Source organism: Bradyrhizobium sp. USDA3010 (genome assembly GCF_056429065.1).
The window spans coordinates 94,785-111,842 of record NZ_JBWJZD010000010.1 but is presented as its reverse complement, the minus strand read 5'-3'; the positions used below and the strand labels follow the sequence as shown (position 1 = coordinate 111,842).

Here is a 17,058-nt window from a genome sequence, read left to right as displayed (position 1 = left end):
CCCTGGTCGTCCCGGCGAAGGCCGGGACCCATACTCCGCGGCGGTTATTGGCGGAGATGAACGCAGTCACTATGCGCGTGCCCCAAACTGTAGCCGGTGGTTATGGGTCCCGGCCTTCGCCGGGACGACGTGTAGAGAGAGCGTCCTTCACCTCCTGTGCCGTCGGCATCGACGGCGCAGCCCCCATCCGTTGCACGCAGATCGAGGCGGCAATGTTGGCGTAAGCCAGCGCGTCGCCGAGCTGCTTGCCGATGGCGAGCTGCGAGGCGAGGGCGCCGACGAAGCAATCGCCGGCGCCTGTGGTGTCGACGGCCTTGACCGCGCGTCCGGGCACCAGCAGCGGCTGGCCCTCGACCAGCGCAAGAACGCCGCGCTTGCCGAGCGTGACGCAGACGATCTTGCCTTGCCCCAACGCGCGCGCCGCCTCGGCAAAGCAGGAGGGGGCGTCGCTGTCGCGCAGCTCCGTTCCGGTGAGCAAGCCGAGCTCGGTCTCGTTGAGGATCAGGATATCGACGAGATCAAGCAATGCACCGTCGGCCTGTTTCGCCGGGGCCGGATTGAGCATCGTGGTGGCGCCGGCGGCGCGGGCGCGGCTGAAGAATGCGGCGATCGTCGGCAGCGGGATCTCGAACTGGCTGACCGCGACGTCACCCTTCGCAAGCACGGGGGCTGCGACATCATCGGCATCGACCAGCCCGTTGGCGCCCGGCACGACGACGATCGTGTTGTCGGCATTGGCAAGCGTGATGATCGCCGTGCCCGAATGCGCGCCGCCGGTGTCCTTGACGAAGCTGAGATCGACGCCTTGCGCGGCGAGGAAGGCTCTCAGCTCCTTGCCGAACGCATCGGTGCCGAGCCGGCCGACCAGCGTGGTCGGCACGCCCTGCTTGGCCGACGCTACCGCCTGGTTGGCGCCCTTGCCGCCGGGAAAATACAGCACGGCATCGCCGGCTACGGTTTCGCCGACCTTCGGATGGCGTTCGGCGGTCACCACCACGTCCATATTGATGCTGCCTGCGACGAAGACGCGCCCCATCCCTAACCCCATTCAGCCGTGTCAGGCTTCTGCGCGAAACTCCTGCTTGACCGCCGCGATATCGGCGAGCGTCGGCAGGCCGGCTTCGTTGCCGAGCTTCTGGATCTTGAAGGTCGACGCCGCACGCGCGAACTTGAAATGCTCATGCCAGCCTTTGCTCGGGTTTGACAGATAGGAGTAGATGTAGGCGCCATGGAAGACGTCGCCCGCGCCGTTGGTGTCGATCACGCGCTTGCGCGGGATCGGAAACGCCGGCAGCGTTTGCACCTTGCCCGCCTCGTCATACCAGAGCAGGCCGCGCTCACCCATGGTGATGCCGCCGACCCGGCAGCCGCGGCTCTTGAGATAGTCGAGCATCTGGTCCGGCGTCTTGTCCATCTGCTCGCACAGCCGTTCGGCGACGATCGCGACGTCGATGAATGCGAGCAGCTCGTGGGTGTTGGTGCGCAGGCCGCCGCCGTCGAGCGAGGTCAGGATACCGTCCTCACGGCAGAGCTTTGCATAGTGGATCGCGGCGTCCGGCTGGTGGCCGTCGATGTGCAGCGCGCGGCAGCCCTTGATGTTCAGCAGTGGAAAGGGGTGGATGTGCTGGTCGTCGCGGCAGCGGACGATGGCGCGCTTGCCGTCGTTCGGCATGATGAAGGACAGCGAGGAGGAGTTCACCTTGCGGGGATGGAACGAGATGCCGTACCTGTCGGCCATGTCCCAGAACATCCGTCCCAGCCAGTCATTGGCCATGGTGGCGATCAGGTCCGGCTCGACGCCGAGCTTGGCGCAGCAGAACGCCGCGGTCACCGCGTTGCCGCCGAACGACACCGCATAGGCGTCCGCAACGTGCTTCTCGTCGCCGACAGGCATGTGATCCGTGATGAAGGTGACGTCGATATAGGTCTGTCCAATGAAGAGAGCCTGCATTCGCTTCCCGTGATCGCTTGGTGTGGTCCCGGCCGAAGATCAGACTAGCACCGCTGATCGGCCGATATCGCTGAAATTATTCGCAACCCTGCTTGGTTTACAGGTAGAGATGATGGATGTACCGGGCCGTTCTGGTATGCGGCATAACGGCCGGTGGCAGGGCGTGGTTCCGGGATTCGTAAGGAGAAGCACAATGACGGCAGATTCGGGGAGGCCAAAGCCATGATTACCGGTCTCGATCATGTCGTCGTCCTCACCGGCGACATTGCTGCCGCCAGCGCCGCCTACGAGAGGCTGTTTGCGCGGGCGCCGGCCTGGCGCAACAGCGGCGACGGCGCCGACCGCGTGCTGTTCACGCTCGACAACACGACGCTGGAATTGATGGCGCCGCGCGGCGATGACGATGCCGCCCAGCGCGTCCGCAGCGCGCTCGTCACGCAAGGCGAGGGGCTTGCGAGCCTCTGCTTCCGCACCAGCGATATTGCAAGGACACACCGCAAGCTTGAGCGGCTGACCCTGAAGCCCGAGCCCGTCGCCGAGGTCGAGAGCCGCGACGAGACCAGCGGCGCCACGCTGTCGTGGAAGCGGACGCGCGCGGCGACCGATGCGACGCGCGGCGTGCGCATGTTTTTCCTGGAGCGGGCGCAGGAGCGGCCGCTGTCGGTGCGCACCACGCCGGCCTCGATCACCGCGATGGATCATGTGGTGGTCTCGACCGCCGACCCGGAACGCGCGGCCGCGCTCTATGGCGCGCGGCTCGGGCTCGACATGGCGCTCGACCGGTCGCATCCCGAATGGGGCCGGTTGATGTTCTTCCGTTGCGGCGACCTCGTGGTCGAGGTCACGCACCGGCCGGGCAAGGAAAACAAAGCGGAGACGGACGCGCCGGACCGGCTGCGCGGCATCTGCTGGCGCGTCACCGATATCGATGCCACGCGCGCGCGGCTGGTTGCGGCCGGCGTCGACGTCTCCGAGATTCGCACCGGCCGCAAGCCCGGCACGCGCGTGATGACGGTGCGCAACGGCACGTGCGGCGTGCCGACGCTTCTGGTGCAGCCCTCACAGGGAAAGCCAGACTAGGCCGCGTTTCATCCGCTCGTCGTCACGACAGCGTGCACCGCCGGCAATCCGAGCGCCGATCTCCTCCGTCATTCCCCGGTGCGCAATTGCGCACCGGGGAATGACGAAGGAGTGGCTGTGGCAGCTGCGAGAAATATTCCCGCATCGCCGTCACGACAACATTCGTTCGCAAACGCCGCGCGTCATGCTACATTCATCAACCCAGCATCACGGGCGATCGATTTGGCCAAAGCAAAGCGGATACAGAGATGGCAGCGCGACCCCCAGGGGATGCGGCTGCGGATTCTCGAGGCGGCCAAGCAGGAATTCGCCGCCCATGGCCTTGCCGGCGCTCGGGTTGATCGCATCGCGGCCAATGCCGACGCCAACAAGCGCATGCTTTATTACCATGTCGGCAACAAGGAGGATCTCTATCTCGAGGTGCTTGAGGGCGCCTACGAGAAGATCCGCGCCGAGGAGCGCTCGCTCGATCTCGAGCATCTCGACCCGCCCGAGGCGATCGCGCGCCTGATTAATTTCACGTGGAACTATTTTCTGCGCAATCCAGAGTTCCTGGCGTTGCTGAACACGGAAAACCTCGCCAAGGCAAAGCACCTGAAGCGCTCGACCAAGGTCAAGTCGATGCACTCGCCCTTTGTCGAGATGATCCGCACCGTGGTGACGCGTGGGGTCGAAAGCGGCGATTTCCGCGACGCGGTCGATCCGGTGCAGCTCTATATCTCGATCGCCGGGATGGCGTTCTTTTATCTCTCCAACAGCGCCACGCTGAGCGTGATCTTCGGCCGCGACCTGCTCAAGAAGGACGCCCGCGACCAGCGCCTCGAGCACATGACCGCGCTGGTGCTGGCGGCGCTGACCGGCAAGTCCACCGCCGCGTTTGGCGCGATGCCGGTGCGGCACGCTGCGGAACACCGCGTGGTGTGAGGGCGCGCGACTCATTCGCGCTCATTGCCCAGCATTTCGGCGCGTAGCCCGGATGGAGCGAAGCCCAATCCGGGGAGCTGCATCCGCGGATAATGCGGTCCCGGATTTCGCTGCGCTGCATCCGGGCTACGGACTCAAATCCAAAAATCTCGCCTGACGAAAGTAGCGTGCTTCGGCGCGATTTTGCCGCGTGCCGGGGGCTGGACAGTATTTATCCAACGGGTTAATTTCTACTCGAACGAGAGAGACTAGAAGGGAGCGTGACGTGGCGGAGGCAAAGAGCCCTTCGGGCGTGTCGAAGGTGCTGAATGCGGCGTGGGTGCGTCCGTTCCTGTTCCTGGTGGTCATCGTGGTGGCTTGGGACCTTGGGATCCGGCTGTTCCACATCCCGGCCTATCAGATCCCGTCGCCCGGCGACGTCGTCGCGGTGCTGTGGAGCGACTGGCCGGAGTTGCTGCGGCAGTCCTGGCCGACCACCTATGCGACGATCTGCGGTTTCCTGCTCTCGGCGCTGTTCGGCATTCCCACAGCGATGCTGATCGCGGGCTCGAAGACGGTCGAGAGCTACGTCTATCCGCTCCTGGTGTTCTCCCAATCGGTGCCGAAGATCGCGATCGCGCCGCTGTTCGTGGTGTGGTTCGGCTTCGGCATCGTCCCCAAGGTGATTTCCGCGTTCCTGCTCGGCTTCTTCCCCGTCGTGGTCTCGGCCGTGCAGGGCTTCAAGTCGGTCGATCCCGACATGGTCGATCTGGCGCGCGCGATGCAGGGCAGCCGCTTCAAGGTGTTCTGTGCGGTCAACCTGCCGCATGCGATGCCAGCGATCTTCTCCGGCCTGAAGGTGTCGGTGACACTCGCCGTGGTCGGCGCGGTGGTGGGCGAGTTCGTCGGCTCCAATTCCGGCATCGGCTATGTGATGCAGCGCTCGATCGGTACCTTCGACCTGCCGACGATGTTCGCAGCGCTGGTGATCCTGGCGCTGCTCGGCGTCATCCTGTTCTGGATCGTCGACCGCATCGAGCGGCTGGTGATCCCGTGGCACGTCAGCCAGCGCGACGACATCATCTTCGCGTCCTAGCGCAGTAACCGGACAAGCGGCCCAGACAAGGGCCGCGGTACAATAAAAAGGGAGAACAACCATGAAGCGTTTGATTGCGGTCGCCGGCGCGGCACTGGCCTGGACCGCGCTTGCGGTGGCGCCCGTGTCCGCGGCCGACAAGGTCGTGCTGATGCTGAACTGGTACGTCTATGGCGAGCACGCGCCGTTCTATTACGGCAAGGCCAAGGGCATCTATGCTGCCGAGGGCATCGACCTCGAGATCCAGGAAGGCCGCGGCTCGGCCGCGACCACGCAGGCGGTGGCGGCCAAGACCGCCGATTTCGGCTATGTCGACGTGCCCACGATGATGCGCGCCGCGGTGAAGGGGGCGCCTGTCATCGCCACCGGCGTGCTGCTGCAGACCAGCCCGATGTCGGCGATGGGCTTCGTCGACAAGAACATCAGGAAGCCGGAGGACATCAAGGGCAAGACGGTCGCGATCACGCCGGCGGATTCGATGACGCAGATCTGGCCGCTGTTCCTGAAGAAGACCGGGCTGAAGGAAAGCGACTTCCAGACCGTCGCCGGCGACGGCCAGACCAAGCTCAACGCCGTGATCAACGGCCAGGCCGATCTGTTGCTCGGCTACGTCATGGACCAGTCGATGAAGATCAAGGACGCCACCGGCAAGGACGTCTATCCGATCAAGTTCGCCGACTACGGCATCAACATGGTGTCGTCGGGCATCATCGCGAACTCAGACTATGTGAAGGCCAATGCCGACCTGGTCCGCCGCTTCATGTCGGCGACCACCAAGGCGGTGGAAGCCGCGGAGAAAGAGCCGAAGGCGGCCGCGCAGTCGATCCTCGACGCCAACCCGAAGGGCGGCAAGATCGACACGCTGACCCAGGGTTTTGAGCTGACGATCCCGCTCTATCGCACGGCGGAGACCAAGGCCAAGCGGCCGTTCCAGGTCACCGATCAGAACATGACCGAGTCGGTCAATCTGATGGTCGAGTATGGTGGCCTCGACGCCAAGGCCAAGGCCAATCCGAAGGCGTTCTACACCAACGACTATCTGCCGAAGGGTGACTCGTGAACCGTAAACTCCCGCTGTCGTCCCTGCGAAAGCAGGGACCCATAACCACCGGCCCTGATTGGTGCGGAAGGCCTCTGCCCGCCTGCCCAAACGAGAGAACACGGAGTATGGGTCCCTGCTTGCGCAGGGACGACGAGTGGAGAGGGACGCGATGAATCCTGCAACCAAACCAGTAGAAGTCGGCCAGCCCGCCGCGCATCTGCGCCTGGTGTCGGATCGCGCGGCCGGCGCCACGCCGGGCATCACGCTGTCGGGCGTGTCGAAGACCTACCGGTCGCGCGACGGCGACGTGCCGTCGCTGCGGCCACTCGACTTCACCATCAATGACGGCGAGTTCTTTGTCGTGGTCGGGCCTTCCGGCTGCGGCAAGTCCACGCTGCTGAAGATGATCTCGGGCCTGTTGCCGCCGACGACGGGCGAGGTGCTGGTCGACGGCGAGCCGGTGACCAGGCCGCATGGCAATGTCGGCATCGTGTTCCAGAATGCGCTGCTGCTGCCGTGGCGCAACATCCTCTCCAACGTGATGCTGCCGATCGACATGAAGCAGCTGCCGCGGGACAAATATCTCGCCCGCGCCAAGGCGCTGCTGAAGCTGGTCGGGCTCGAGGGTTTCGAGAAAAAGCTGCCCTGGCAGCTGTCCGGCGGCATGCAGCAGCGCGCCTCGATCTGCCGCGCGCTGGTGCACGATCCCAAGATCATGCTGATGGACGAGCCGTTCGGGGCGCTCGACGCCATGACGCGCGAGCGGATGAATGTCGAGCTGATGCGGATCCAGCGCGAGACCGGCAAGACGGTGCTGTTGATCACGCACTCGATCCCGGAAGCCGTGTTCCTCGCCGACCGCGTTCTCGTGATGACCGAGCGGCCCGGCGCGATCGCCGCGATCTATGACGTGCCGATGCCACGGCCGCGCTCGCTCGAGACCATGTCCGATCCCGTCTTCACCGAACTGGTGCAGCGGATCCGCAAGCATTTCTTCACGCAGGGGTCGCTGGACTAACACCCGAGTCTCCAATGCCGCTTCGCCTCAAAGTCAACGATATCGCCTTCTTCGAACGGCCGCTGGTGTTTGCCCGGCCGTTCCGTTTCGGCGCCGTGACGATCACCGCGTCGACGCAGCTGTTCGTGCGGGTCGAGATCGAGGTGGAAGGCAAGGGCCGCGCCACCGGCGCCAGTGCCGAGATGCTGGCGCCGAAGTGGTTCGACAAGCGGCCGCATCTGACCGAGGCGCGGTCGCTCGACGGACTGCGCCGTTCGCTTGCGATTGCCCGCGAGCTCTATCTGGCGAACAGGGGCTTTGACACCGCGTTCGGCCTGCACGCCGCCTGTATCGGTCCGCAGGTCGCGGCCTGCGCTGTGCAGGACATTCCGCCACTCGCAGCGAGCTTCGGCCCGGCCGAGATCGACAAGGCAATCCTGGATGCGCTGCTGCGCGTGGCCGGCGCGAACTTCTTCGACGCCATAGCCGGCAATATCGCCGGCATCGACGCCCGGCTGACGCCGGATGTCGACGACGCGGCTATCGCGCGGTTCCTTTCAACACGCAGGCGGATCGACCGTGTGGCGGTCAGGCATACGGTCGGGATGGACGACAAGGTTGAAGGCGAGGGCGGAGTCGCCGACGCAGGCGAGAATGCCGGTGCGCGCTATTTCAAGCTCAAGCTGAACGGCGATCCCGCCCATGACGCGGCGCGGCTGGCGCGGATCGGCGCCGAGCTCACTAGGCTGCCTTACGCTACCCAGGTCACGCTCGACGCCAACGAGCAATATGCCGACCTTGCCGCACTGAACGCGCTGGTCGACCGGCTCGACCACGACGCGGCGCTTGAACCGATCGCGGCAAACCTGCTCTACATCGAGCAGCCGATGCCGCGCGATATCACCAAGGCATCGCCGCTCGGGGGATTGGCCGCGCGCAGCTTCATCATCGACGAGGCCGACGATTCCTACGATGCGTTCCCGCAGGCGCGGGCGCTCGGCTATCGCGGCATCTCCTCGAAATCGTGCAAGGGCATCTACAAGTCGATCATCAATGCCACGCGTGCGGCGGCGTGGGGCGCCGATGGCCGGTATTTCATCAGCGGCGAGGACCTGACCTGTCAGGCCGGGCTCGCCGTGCAGCAGGATCTCGCGCTCGGGGCGCTGATCGGCGTCACCCATGCCGAACGCAATGGACATCATTACGTCGACGGCTTTGCCGACACCCCGGCCGATGAGGCCGACGCCTTCCTCGCCGCGCATCCCGATCTCTACACGCGCGCCGGCGGCAAGGTCCGCCTCGCGATCCACGACGGCGACCTGCTGACGGGGTCGATCGCCGCCGCACAGGGCTTTGCCAGTTCGATCCATCCGGACTGGTCCACCATGCAGCCGCTGAAGCGGCCCACACCACGCGTTTCGCAGGAGCAGACAGCATGACGACCAAGCGCCTCGGCCTGATCATGAACGGCATTACGGGCCGGATGGGGCTCAACCAGCATCTGATCCGCTCGATCGTTGCGATCCGCGAGCAGGGCGGCGTGCTGCTCGCGAACGGCGACCGCATCATGCCCGATCCGATCCTGGTCGGCCGCGATGCCGAGAAGGTCGCCAGCCTGGCCAAACGCTTCAACATCGAGCGCCACACCACCGATCTCGATCGCGCGCTGGCCGACAAGGGCGACACTCTGTTCTTCGATGCTGCCACCACGCAGGCGCGGCCGTCGCTGCTGACCAAGGCGATCAACGCCGGCAAGCATGTCTATTGCGAGAAGCCGATCGCGACCAATCTCGAGGAAGCCGTTGCGGTCGTGAAGCTCGCCAATGCCAGGGGGCTCAAGCACGGCACGGTGCAGGACAAGCTGTTCCTGCCGGGCCTGAAGAAGCTCGCCTTCCTGCGCGACTCCGGCTTCTTCGGCCGCATGCTCTCGGTACGCGGCGAATTCGGCTATTGGGTGTTCGAGGGCGGCTGGCAGGAGGCGCAGCGGCCGTCTTGGAACTACCGTGCCGAGGATGGCGGCGGCATCATTCTGGATATGGTCTGCCATTGGCGCTACGTGCTCGACAATCTCTTTGGCGAAGTCGAGAGCGTGGTCTGCATCGGCACGACCGATATCCCCGAGCGCTATGACGAGAAGGGCAAGAAGTACCAGGCGACCGCCGACGATTCCGCTTACGCCACCTTCAAGCTGAAGGGCGGCGTGATCGCCCACATCAACATGAGCTGGGTGACGCGCGTCTACCGCGACGACCTCGTCACCTTCCAGGTCGACGGCACCCACGGCTCGGCGGTTGCGGGCCTGACCGACTGCGTCATCCAGGCGCGCCAGGCCACGCCGCGGCCGGTGTGGAATCCGGACGAGAAGCGCATGTACGATTTCTATACCGACTGGCAGAAGCTTCCCGACAACGTCGTCTTCGACAACGGCTTCAAGGAGCAGTGGGAGATGTTCATCCGCCATGTCTGCGAGGATGCGCCCTACAAATACACCCTGCTCGAAGGCGCCAAGGGCGTGCAACTCGCCGAATGTGCGCTGAAGAGCTGGAAGGAGCGGCGCTGGATCGACGTCGCCCCGATCGTGGTCTGAGAAAGGACGTTGTCATGAACAAGCCGGTCCTGCCGATATCGTCGCTGTCGCTGAAGCTGCCGACCGCCGATGGTGGTCTCGAGACCTATCGCCTGGCAGCGTCGCGGACCTTTCCGGCGAAGCTCGAGGGCACGCTGAACCGCGTCGCGTTCTCTGCCGCCCATGTGGTGGCCGATCCGCGGGCCGACGTCGATCCCTGGCTGACCGCTGCGATCGACTGGGACAAGACGATCGCGTTCCGCGAACACGTCTGGGACCTCGGCCTTGGCGTTGCCGAGGCGATGGATACCGCCCAGCGTGGCATGGGCCTGGACTGGGCGACGTCGCTCGAATTGATCCAGCGCTCGGTGAAGGCGGCGAAGGCAAGAGGCAATGCGCTGGTGTTCTCGGGCGCCGGCACCGATCACCTCGCGGTGGAGGACGCCAAATCGATCGACGACGTGATCCGCGCCTATGAGGAACAGATCGTGGCAGTCGAGAAAGCGGGGGGACGCATCATCCTGATGGCCTCTCGCGCGCTGGCAAAACTCGGCAGGAATGCGGACGATTACGCGAAGGTCTATGACCGGGTGTTGTCGCAGGTCCGCGAGCCCGTGATCATCCACTGGCTCGGTGACATGTTCGATCCAGCGCTGTCAGGCTATTGGGGTACGGCCGATCTCGACGAGGCGATGGACACGGCGGTTGCAATCATCAACGCCAATGCGGCCAAGGTCGATGGCGTCAAGGTCTCGCTGCTCGACAAGCAGCGCGAGATCGACATGCGGCGACGGCTCGACAGCAGCGTGAAAATGTACACCGGCGACGATTTCAACTATGCGGAGCTGATCGCCGGCGACGACAAGGGATTTTCCCACGCGCTGCTCGGAATCTTCGATGCCATCGCGCCCGCCGCGTCCTATGCGCTGTCGCGCCTGGCTGCGGGCGACGAGGCCGGCTTCCACGACGTGCTGGGACCGACGGTGCCGCTGTCGCGCCACATCTTCAAGGCGCCGACGCGCTTCTACAAGACCGGCATCGTGTTCATGGCCTATCTCAACGGCCATCAGGATCACTTCACGATGGTCGGCGGGCAGGAGAGCGCGCGCTCGACCCTGCATCTTGCCGAGCTGTTCCGGCTCGCCGACCAGGCGGGGCTGCTCGCCAGTCCGGAGCTCGCGACGCGTCGAATGGCGGCGATCATGGCCACGCGGGGCGTTGACGCCTGATGCGTGATTTTTCCAGAGATCACCGTTGGCTGTCGCTCAACACGGCGACGGTCCGCAAGCAGGGCGATCTTCTCGCCATCATCGATGCCTGTGCGCGCCACGGCATCCGCGCGATCGATCCCTGGCGTGACCAGGTCGCTGCCATCGGCCTCGACCGCGCTGTGCGCGCGGTCAAGGACGCCGGGCTCGATCTGTCAGGCTATTGCCGCGGCGGCATGTTCACGGCCGATAGCGCACGTCGCAGCGAGGCGCGTGACGACAACCGCCGCGCGGTGGACGAGGCGGCAGCGCTCGGCGCTTCCTGCATCGTGCTGGTGGTCGGCGGCCTGCCGCAATATTCGCGGCCGGGCAGCGCGGCGTCCAAGGATATCGCTGCGGCACGGTCGCAGGTGCATGACGGCATCGCCGAGATGCTGGAGTATGCAAAAAAGGCAAAGCTGCCGCTCGCGATCGAACCGCTGCATCCGGCCTATGCCGCCGACCGCGCCTGCGTGAACACCACGAAACATGCCCTCGACATCTGCGACGCGCTCGATCCCGGCCGCACCGGTGCGATCGGCGTCGCGCTCGACGTCTATCACATCTGGTGGGATCCCGAACTCAAGAGCCAGATCGCGCGCGCCGGCAAGGACCGGCTGCTCGCGTTCCACGTCTGCGACTGGCTGGTGCCGACCAGGGATATCCTCAATGATCGCGGCATGATGGGCGATGGGATCATCGACATCAAATCCGTCCGCGCGATGGTCGAAGCACAGGGCTTTGCCGGTTATTCGGAGATCGAGATCTTCTCGAATGACTGGTGGAGCCGTCCGCTGGACGACGTGCTGCGGACCTGCGTCGAGCGGCATCGGAGGGTGGTCTGACCCAACGACCGGTTCGATGGACAAGGCGAAGCGTGCCCGTTATTCCGGGGGTGTGGGTGTGAACGGCACTGGAGGCCGTTGAACTCCGCGGTCTGGACCTTCGGAGCACGACATGCGCTTGAGCCACTGCCACAACTTCCATGACTTCCGCGAACTGGCGCGGCGGCGGCTCCCGGGGCCGATCTTCGATTACATCGACGGCGGGGCGGACGATGAGGCGACGCTTCGGCAGAACACCGCGAGCTTCGAGCGCTGCGACCTGGTGCCCAACGTCCTGCGCGGCGTGGAGAATGTGGATCTCTCGGTCACCGTGATGGGCCAGAAGCTGGCGACGCCTTTCTATTGTTCGCCAACCGCGCTGCAGCGTCTGTTTCATCATCAGGGCGAAAGGGCGGTCGCAGCCGCCGCGGCGAAATTCGGTACGATGTTTGGCGTGTCCTCGCTCGGTACCGTGAGCCTGGAGGAATTGCGCAAAGCTTACGACACGCCGCAAGTCTATCAGTTCTATTTTCACCGGGACCGAGGCCTGAACACGGCGATGATGCAGCGTGCCAAGCAGGCCGGCGTCAACGTGATGATGTTGACCGTCGACAGCATCACCGGCGGCAACCGCGAGCGCGACCTGCGGACCGGGTTTTCGATCCCCTTCAGGCTGACGCTCGGCGGCATGCTGCAATTCGCCATCAAGCCGGCGTGGGCCATCAACTACGTCACGCATGAGAGTTTCAAGCTGCCGCAACTCGACGAGCATGTCGATATGAGCGGCGGTGCCATGTCGATCGGGCGTTATTTCACGGAAATGCTCGATCCCGCCATGACATGGGACGATGTGGCCAAAATGGTCCGGGAGTGGAACGGACAGTTCTGCCTGAAGGGCGTCATGTCGGTTGATGATGCCAAACGCGCGGTCGAGATCGGCTGCACCGGCATCATTCTGTCCAACCACGGCGGCCGGCAGCTCGATGGCTCGCGGGCGGCGTTCGATCAGCTGGCCGAGATCGTCGATGCCGTGGGCGACCGGATCGATGTGATGATGGACGGCGGCATCAAGCGGGGCAGCCATGTGCTGAAAGCGCTGTCGCTGGGCGCCAAGGCCGTCGGCCTCGGACGCTTCTATCTCTATCCGCTGGCGTCGGCCGGCCAGGCCGGGGTCGAGCGGGCGCTTGGTCTGCTGCAGGCGGAGCTGGTGCGGGACATGCGGCTGATGGGGTGTTCCTCGATCAGCCAGCTCTCCCGGGCAAACCTGCGGTTCAGATAGCCGCCCGGCCAATCTCGATTGCGCTCACGAATCCTGATCGCTGTGCGTGATCTCGAGCGTCACGAGCCGCGCCAGCAGCGTTGCGGGATAGAGCTGACCGAAGATCGCCTCGAGATTGCACAGGCTGCGTGCGATCGGATGCAGCGGAGCGACGTCGCCATAGCCGGTGGTCGTCAACGTCATGAAGCTGAAATAGATCAGCTGGTTCGCCAGCGCAGGACTGTCCTCCATCTTCATTCCGGAAAAGGCGTTCGGCAGCAGCGTGCCGATGAAGGTGTAGAGGGCCGAGAAGATCACGGCAACGGACAGATAGAGCAGGACGGCGCCGATCACGCGGTGATAGGTGACGCGGCCCGGCGCGAATGTCGCGCGAGCCACCGTCACAGCCAGGGTGATGCCGACGATCAGCCACGAGCCAGCGAACAGATTGAGGTCGAGGATCGAGGGCGAACGTAGCCTCAGGACTCCGCCCGTGACGATCATGGCGAGCGCAATCAGCATCGCGGCGACCGCGATTGCGCTTCCCGACATCAGGAACACGCCGCCGACCAGGAACAGCGCGAGCAGCAGCTCGAAGATCTGGAATTCGAACAGGCCGAGGGCCTGGAGCGGTGCGATCACGAACATCATGATCATGATCAGGGCCGTGAACACGGTCAGCAGGGAATCACCCCAGCGCTCGCGCAGCTCACCGATGCTCGTCCAACCCCGCTTCATATCCGCCCCGCCGTTCGGCATCGCTTCAGGATGCGCCGGCGCCAAACATTGCTGCGGGGCAGCGGCAAAGGCAAGACGGAGCCCGGCCTCGCGTGCCGGGCGGTCGGGATGGTAGGCTGGGCCTCAGGGGCTCGCGACCCGCTCCAGGGTGTTGAAGCGTGCCTTCTGCTCGCTGCTCAGCAAGGCATAGAACTTGTCCAGCGCGGGCTCGATCAGCTTCGCGGCCTTCTGCATGGCCTCGAGCCGGTGTTGCATCGCCTCCAGCCGGCCGACCGGCGTCAGCGGAATGTCGTTCGGGCAGGCCGCCTGCAGATCCGCAATGGCCTTTGTGGTCGCATCGCTCAGGCGATCAAGCGCGTCCTTCTGCTTGCCCGCCGGATGAAGCGAGGCATCGATCCGGTTGATCGGCAGTTGCGCCAGGTCGGATTTCGAATCGCCGCAATTCCCGGCTTGCGCGGTCGCTTGCTGTTGGTGCGGCGAACGCTCGCCGATATGCGGACCGAGTGCGTTGAAGCGGGCCTGTTGCTCGTCGCTGAGCGAGCTGTAGAAATTCTCGAGCGCGGGCCGCACGATCCTGATCGCCTCGAGCGTCGAGCTGATGCGATTCAGCATCGAGCGCAAACGGCCGGTCGGCGTCATGGCATAGCTGTCGGTGCAGGAGTCCTTGAAGACATTGGCGGCCTGGGCCGCTGCTGTCTTCAGGTCGTCGAGCAAGACGCGCTGCTGCTGGCTCGGCCGCACCGCGCGCGCGATGTCGGCAAGCGGCCAGGCCGTGACGCCCTTGTCCGGTTCACCGCAAAGCTGCTGGATTGCCTGCGGACTCATGTCGGCGCGTTGACGGGATCGCGTGCGGCCTGCGGTCGGCGGATAATCGCCAGGCTCGATGCCGGCATAGGCGGAGTAGGGACTGTTGGTGTCCCAGAACACGGTGTCGACGAAGTCGTCGTAGGCGTAGGCCCAATAGCCGGGGTCGTAGGCGTAGGACCAGAACGTGTAGTCGAAGATGTCCGAATAGGCGTAAGGCAGGAACACCGGGCCCAGCCACGCCACGAACGCTGCGCGGTGGCCGCGCCGCCAGGCATTCCGGGGCGCCCAGCCGCCTTGGCGCGCCGCGAGCGCGGCCTGGCCTTGCGCGCCCGCCTGGTCGCGGAAGCGTGCCGCAAATCGCTCGCGCTGGGCGGCCTGCGCTGCGGCCGTGGTCGCGGCGGCGGCCCCAACCGTCGTGGCCGGCGCCAGTCGCTGCTGGCGGGCAAGGTCGGCTTGCTGTGAGCGCTGCTCGCGCTGTAGCAGGCGGTTCTGCGCCTGCAGGGCACGGTCATGGACGCGTTGCGCGCGTGCGCCTTCGACCTTTTGCGACTGCAATTGCTGGACGCGTTGCTGCAGTCGATCGATCCGGGTCTGCCGTTCCGCGGTCTGGCGCGAGAGCGTGTCACGCTGCCGTTGCTGCGTGGCCTGCTGGCGTTGCTGGGTGAGCTGCTGGCGCTGTTGAATTCGTTCGGTCGGCGACGGTCGCTCGCTTACGCGCGCCGGTGGGCTTGGGCGTGATGGCGCGGCCACATGGGGAGCCGAGCGCTGCGGCGGCGCACCACGGCGGAATTCGGGTCGGTGCGTTGCGACGCTGGGCGCTGTGATATGAGGAGCCTGGCGCACCGACGGGGCGGCGAAATGCGGCGCCGGGCGTGATGCCATCGCGGGTCGCTGCGGGGCATGGAACGCGGGTGCGGCCGGCCGAGCCATCGCTTGTGGCCGAGCCATTGCTGGCGGTCTCGCCATTGCGGGCGGCGCGGCGTGGACCACCGGTGCGGAAGGACGCGCCATCGCTGGCGGTGCGGCTGGGCGTGCCGCCGGTCCACCCTTGACATGCGGCTGGGCGGACGCGCCGCCACTTGCCACTAGCATTGAGGCACTAATCAAAAAGACAATAAGTCTTGCGCGCCGGGAAGACATGAGCGTGGCTCTCCGTCCATCCCTGCCCGCAGAGCTTCAACGCATGGACGTTGAAATCGTTCTTGAAGATCGCAACTGGTTCTGCGGTCTTCCGACGCAGGGAACCGTCAGGAGAGGTCCTGCGTCAGCGCAGTCGCGATCCGTTCTGACGCCCAGTCGACCTGATCGGCTGTGATCACCAGCGGCGGCGCGATGCGGATGGTGTGCTCATGGGTGTCCTTGGCGAGGATGCCGCGCGCCTGCAGCGCGAGGCAGTAGCGGCGGGCGCCGCCGGCCTCCGGATGCAGTTCGATCGCTAGCATCAGCCCGCGCCCGCGCACCTCGCGGATCACGTTGGCGCGGATGTCCTGCAACCCGGCGAGAAAGCGCGCGCCTTGCCGCGCCGCGTTCTCGATCATCCCTTCCTCGACCAGCACGCGCAGCGCGGCGCGGGCCACCGCGCAGGCCAGCGGATTGCCGCCGAAGGTCGAGCCGTGCTGGCCCGGCCGCAGCGTACCGAGCACGGCGTTGTTGGAGAGCACCGCCGACACCGGATAGAAGCCGCCCGACAGCGCCTTGCCGAGCAGCGTCACGTCAGCCTCGATGCCCTCGTGCTGTTCGGCGAGCAGCTTGCCGGTGCGACCGAGCCCGGTCTGGATCTCGTCGAGGACCAGCATCACATTGTGCGCAGTGCACAGCTCGCGCACGCGCGTGAAATAGCCGGGCGGTGGAATCATGACGCCGGCTTCGCCCTGGATCGGCTCGACCAGGAACGCCGCGGTGTTCGGCGTGATCGCCTGCTCGAGTGCCGCGGCATCGCCGAACGGGATGATCTTGAAGCCCGGCGCGAACGGGCCGAAATGGTCGCGCGACGCCGGGTCGGTCGAGAAGCCGACGATGCCGAGCGTGCGTCCGTGGAAATTATTGGCGCAGACGATGATCTCGGCCTGGCCGTCCGGCACGCCCTTGACCTCATAGGCCCATTTGCGCACCGACTTGATCGCGCTCTCCACCGCCTCGGCGCCGCTGTTCATCGGCAGCACCTTGTGCGAGCCGGTCAGCTCCGCGAGCTCGCGGTAGAAGGGAGCGAGCTGGTCGTTGTGGAACGCGCGCGAGGTCAGCGTCAGCCGATGCGCCTGCTCGATCATTGCGGCCAGGATCTTCGGATGGCAGTGGCCCTGGCTCACCGCCGAATAGGCCGAGAGACAGTCGAGATACCGGTTGCCATCGGTGTCCCAGACCCAGACGCCTTCGCCGCGGGATAGCACGACCCCGATCGGCTCGTAATTGTGGGTGCCGAACTGCGCTTCGGTTGCGAGGAAATCAGTGACCGTTGCATTCATCATGCGTCACTCCCGCTGCAGCACAGCAGAGATTACATCAATCCGCGCCTGCAGTTGATGTGGGTGTCAGTTCCTCCACAGGGAAGT

Annotated in this window: 16 protein-coding genes; 11 read left to right on the top strand and 5 right to left on the bottom strand. The window is 65.2% G+C overall.

Annotated features, from left to right (window positions below; translation table 11 throughout):
* Window positions 1-100: 100 nt before the first annotated feature.
* Window positions 101-1,036: a ribokinase gene (locus AC066Y_RS17860; protein WP_478275014.1), complete on the bottom strand. Its 936-nt coding sequence runs from the start codon at window positions 1,034-1,036 to the stop codon at window positions 101-103.
* 21 nt (window positions 1,037-1,057) lie between these two features.
* Window positions 1,058-1,951, bottom strand: a complete 894-nt coding sequence (locus tag AC066Y_RS17855; protein ID WP_478275013.1) for a sugar kinase — start codon at window positions 1,949-1,951, stop codon at window positions 1,058-1,060.
* A 222-nt stretch (window positions 1,952-2,173) separates the two neighbouring features.
* On the opposite strand from AC066Y_RS17855, the gene AC066Y_RS17850 reads away from it, so the two are divergent.
* The 10 genes from AC066Y_RS17850 (at window position 2,174) to AC066Y_RS17805 (ending at window position 12,985) form a co-directional block, all read left to right on the top strand.
* Window positions 2,174-3,031 (top strand): VOC family protein, encoded by an 858-nt coding sequence (locus AC066Y_RS17850; RefSeq protein WP_478275012.1) that lies wholly within the window; start codon window positions 2,174-2,176, stop codon window positions 3,029-3,031.
* Between the two features lie 270 nt (window positions 3,032-3,301).
* Window positions 3,302-3,955: a TetR/AcrR family transcriptional regulator gene (locus AC066Y_RS17845; RefSeq protein ID WP_478275011.1), complete on the top strand. Its 654-nt coding sequence runs from the start codon at window positions 3,302-3,304 to the stop codon at window positions 3,953-3,955.
* 265 nt (window positions 3,956-4,220) lie between these two features.
* Window positions 4,221-5,030, top strand: a complete 810-nt coding sequence (locus AC066Y_RS17840; RefSeq protein WP_478275010.1) for an ABC transporter permease — start codon at window positions 4,221-4,223, stop codon at window positions 5,028-5,030.
* A 61-nt stretch (window positions 5,031-5,091) separates the two neighbouring features.
* Window positions 5,092-6,090, top strand: a complete 999-nt coding sequence (locus AC066Y_RS17835) for an ABC transporter substrate-binding protein (RefSeq protein ID WP_478275009.1) — start codon at window positions 5,092-5,094, stop codon at window positions 6,088-6,090.
* Window positions 6,091-6,241: 151 nt separating this feature from the next.
* Window positions 6,242-7,090 (top strand): ABC transporter ATP-binding protein, encoded by an 849-nt coding sequence (locus AC066Y_RS17830; protein WP_478275008.1) that lies wholly within the window; start codon window positions 6,242-6,244, stop codon window positions 7,088-7,090.
* 14 nt (window positions 7,091-7,104) lie between these two features.
* Window positions 7,105-8,508: an enolase-like domain-containing protein gene (locus AC066Y_RS17825; protein WP_478275007.1), complete on the top strand. Its 1,404-nt coding sequence runs from the start codon at window positions 7,105-7,107 to the stop codon at window positions 8,506-8,508.
* The gene (locus tag AC066Y_RS17820) at window positions 8,505-9,656 is read left to right on the top strand and encodes a Gfo/Idh/MocA family protein (protein WP_478275006.1); all 1,152 of its coding nucleotides are present in this window, start codon (window positions 8,505-8,507) and stop codon (window positions 9,654-9,656) included. Before AC066Y_RS17825 ends, AC066Y_RS17820 begins: the two co-directional genes overlap by 4 nt.
* A 14-nt stretch (window positions 9,657-9,670) precedes the next feature.
* Window positions 9,671-10,864, top strand: a complete 1,194-nt coding sequence (locus AC066Y_RS17815) for a dihydrodipicolinate synthase family protein (RefSeq protein WP_478275005.1) — start codon at window positions 9,671-9,673, stop codon at window positions 10,862-10,864.
* On the top strand, window positions 10,864-11,727 hold the full coding sequence (locus AC066Y_RS17810) for a sugar phosphate isomerase/epimerase family protein (RefSeq protein ID WP_478275004.1): 864 nt from the start codon (window positions 10,864-10,866) through the stop codon (window positions 11,725-11,727). Before AC066Y_RS17815 ends, AC066Y_RS17810 begins: the two co-directional genes overlap by 1 nt.
* Before the next feature lie 112 nt (window positions 11,728-11,839).
* The gene (locus AC066Y_RS17805) at window positions 11,840-12,985 is read left to right on the top strand and encodes an alpha-hydroxy acid oxidase (RefSeq protein ID WP_478275003.1); all 1,146 of its coding nucleotides are present in this window, start codon (window positions 11,840-11,842) and stop codon (window positions 12,983-12,985) included.
* 24 nt (window positions 12,986-13,009) lie between these two features.
* Here the strand turns inward: AC066Y_RS17805 and AC066Y_RS17800 are convergent, their stop codons facing one another.
* Complete coding sequence (locus AC066Y_RS17800; protein WP_478275002.1) at window positions 13,010-13,702, bottom strand: ion channel; 693 nt, start codon at window positions 13,700-13,702, stop codon at window positions 13,010-13,012.
* A 123-nt stretch (window positions 13,703-13,825) separates the two neighbouring features.
* Window positions 13,826-15,064 carry a Spy/CpxP family protein refolding chaperone gene (locus AC066Y_RS17795; protein WP_478275001.1) on the bottom strand — a complete coding sequence of 413 codons (1,239 nt, stop codon included), beginning with the start codon at window positions 15,062-15,064 and terminating at the stop codon, window positions 13,826-13,828.
* Here AC066Y_RS17795 and AC066Y_RS17790 point away from each other — a divergent pair.
* Window positions 15,020-15,247, top strand: coding sequence for a hypothetical protein (locus AC066Y_RS17790; RefSeq protein ID WP_478275000.1), 228 nt, complete (start codon window positions 15,020-15,022; stop codon window positions 15,245-15,247). The two genes, AC066Y_RS17795 and AC066Y_RS17790, sit on opposite strands and share 45 nt — an antisense overlap.
* A gap of 509 nt (window positions 15,248-15,756) precedes the next feature.
* Here AC066Y_RS17790 and rocD read toward each other — a convergent pair.
* Entirely contained in the window at window positions 15,757-16,971 is a 1,215-nt protein-coding gene (gene rocD / locus AC066Y_RS17785) for an ornithine--oxo-acid transaminase (RefSeq protein WP_478275124.1), read from the bottom strand.
* Between the last annotated feature and the right edge of the window lie 87 nt (window positions 16,972-17,058).

What these genes read in the sequence shown, in the direction of transcription:
- AC066Y_RS17860 (WP_478275014.1), bottom strand. Translation starts at nt 1,036, where the DNA reads ATGGGGCGCGTCTTCGTCGCAGGCAGCATCAATATGGACGTGGTGGTG.
- AC066Y_RS17855 (WP_478275013.1), bottom strand. Translation starts at nt 1,951, where the DNA reads ATGCAGGCTCTCTTCATTGGACAGACCTATATCGACGTCACCTTCATC.
- AC066Y_RS17850 (WP_478275012.1), top strand. Translation starts at nt 2,174, where the DNA reads ATGATTACCGGTCTCGATCATGTCGTCGTCCTCACCGGCGACATTGCT.
- AC066Y_RS17845 (WP_478275011.1), top strand. Translation starts at nt 3,302, where the DNA reads ATGCGGCTGCGGATTCTCGAGGCGGCCAAGCAGGAATTCGCCGCCCAT.
- AC066Y_RS17835 (WP_478275009.1), top strand. Translation starts at nt 5,092, where the DNA reads ATGAAGCGTTTGATTGCGGTCGCCGGCGCGGCACTGGCCTGGACCGCG.
- AC066Y_RS17830 (WP_478275008.1), top strand. Translation starts at nt 6,242, where the DNA reads ATGAATCCTGCAACCAAACCAGTAGAAGTCGGCCAGCCCGCCGCGCAT.
- AC066Y_RS17825 (WP_478275007.1), top strand. Translation starts at nt 7,105, where the DNA reads ATGCCGCTTCGCCTCAAAGTCAACGATATCGCCTTCTTCGAACGGCCG.
- AC066Y_RS17820 (WP_478275006.1), top strand. Translation starts at nt 8,505, where the DNA reads ATGACGACCAAGCGCCTCGGCCTGATCATGAACGGCATTACGGGCCGG.
- AC066Y_RS17815 (WP_478275005.1), top strand. Translation starts at nt 9,671, where the DNA reads ATGAACAAGCCGGTCCTGCCGATATCGTCGCTGTCGCTGAAGCTGCCG.
- AC066Y_RS17810 (WP_478275004.1), top strand. Translation starts at nt 10,864, where the DNA reads ATGCGTGATTTTTCCAGAGATCACCGTTGGCTGTCGCTCAACACGGCG.
- AC066Y_RS17805 (WP_478275003.1), top strand. Translation starts at nt 11,840, where the DNA reads ATGCGCTTGAGCCACTGCCACAACTTCCATGACTTCCGCGAACTGGCG.
- AC066Y_RS17800 (WP_478275002.1), bottom strand. Translation starts at nt 13,702, where the DNA reads ATGAAGCGGGGTTGGACGAGCATCGGTGAGCTGCGCGAGCGCTGGGGT.
- AC066Y_RS17790 (WP_478275000.1), top strand. Translation starts at nt 15,020, where the DNA reads ATGGACGCGTTGCGCGCGTGCGCCTTCGACCTTTTGCGACTGCAATTG.
- rocD (WP_478275124.1), bottom strand. Translation starts at nt 16,971, where the DNA reads ATGAATGCAACGGTCACTGATTTCCTCGCAACCGAAGCGCAGTTCGGC.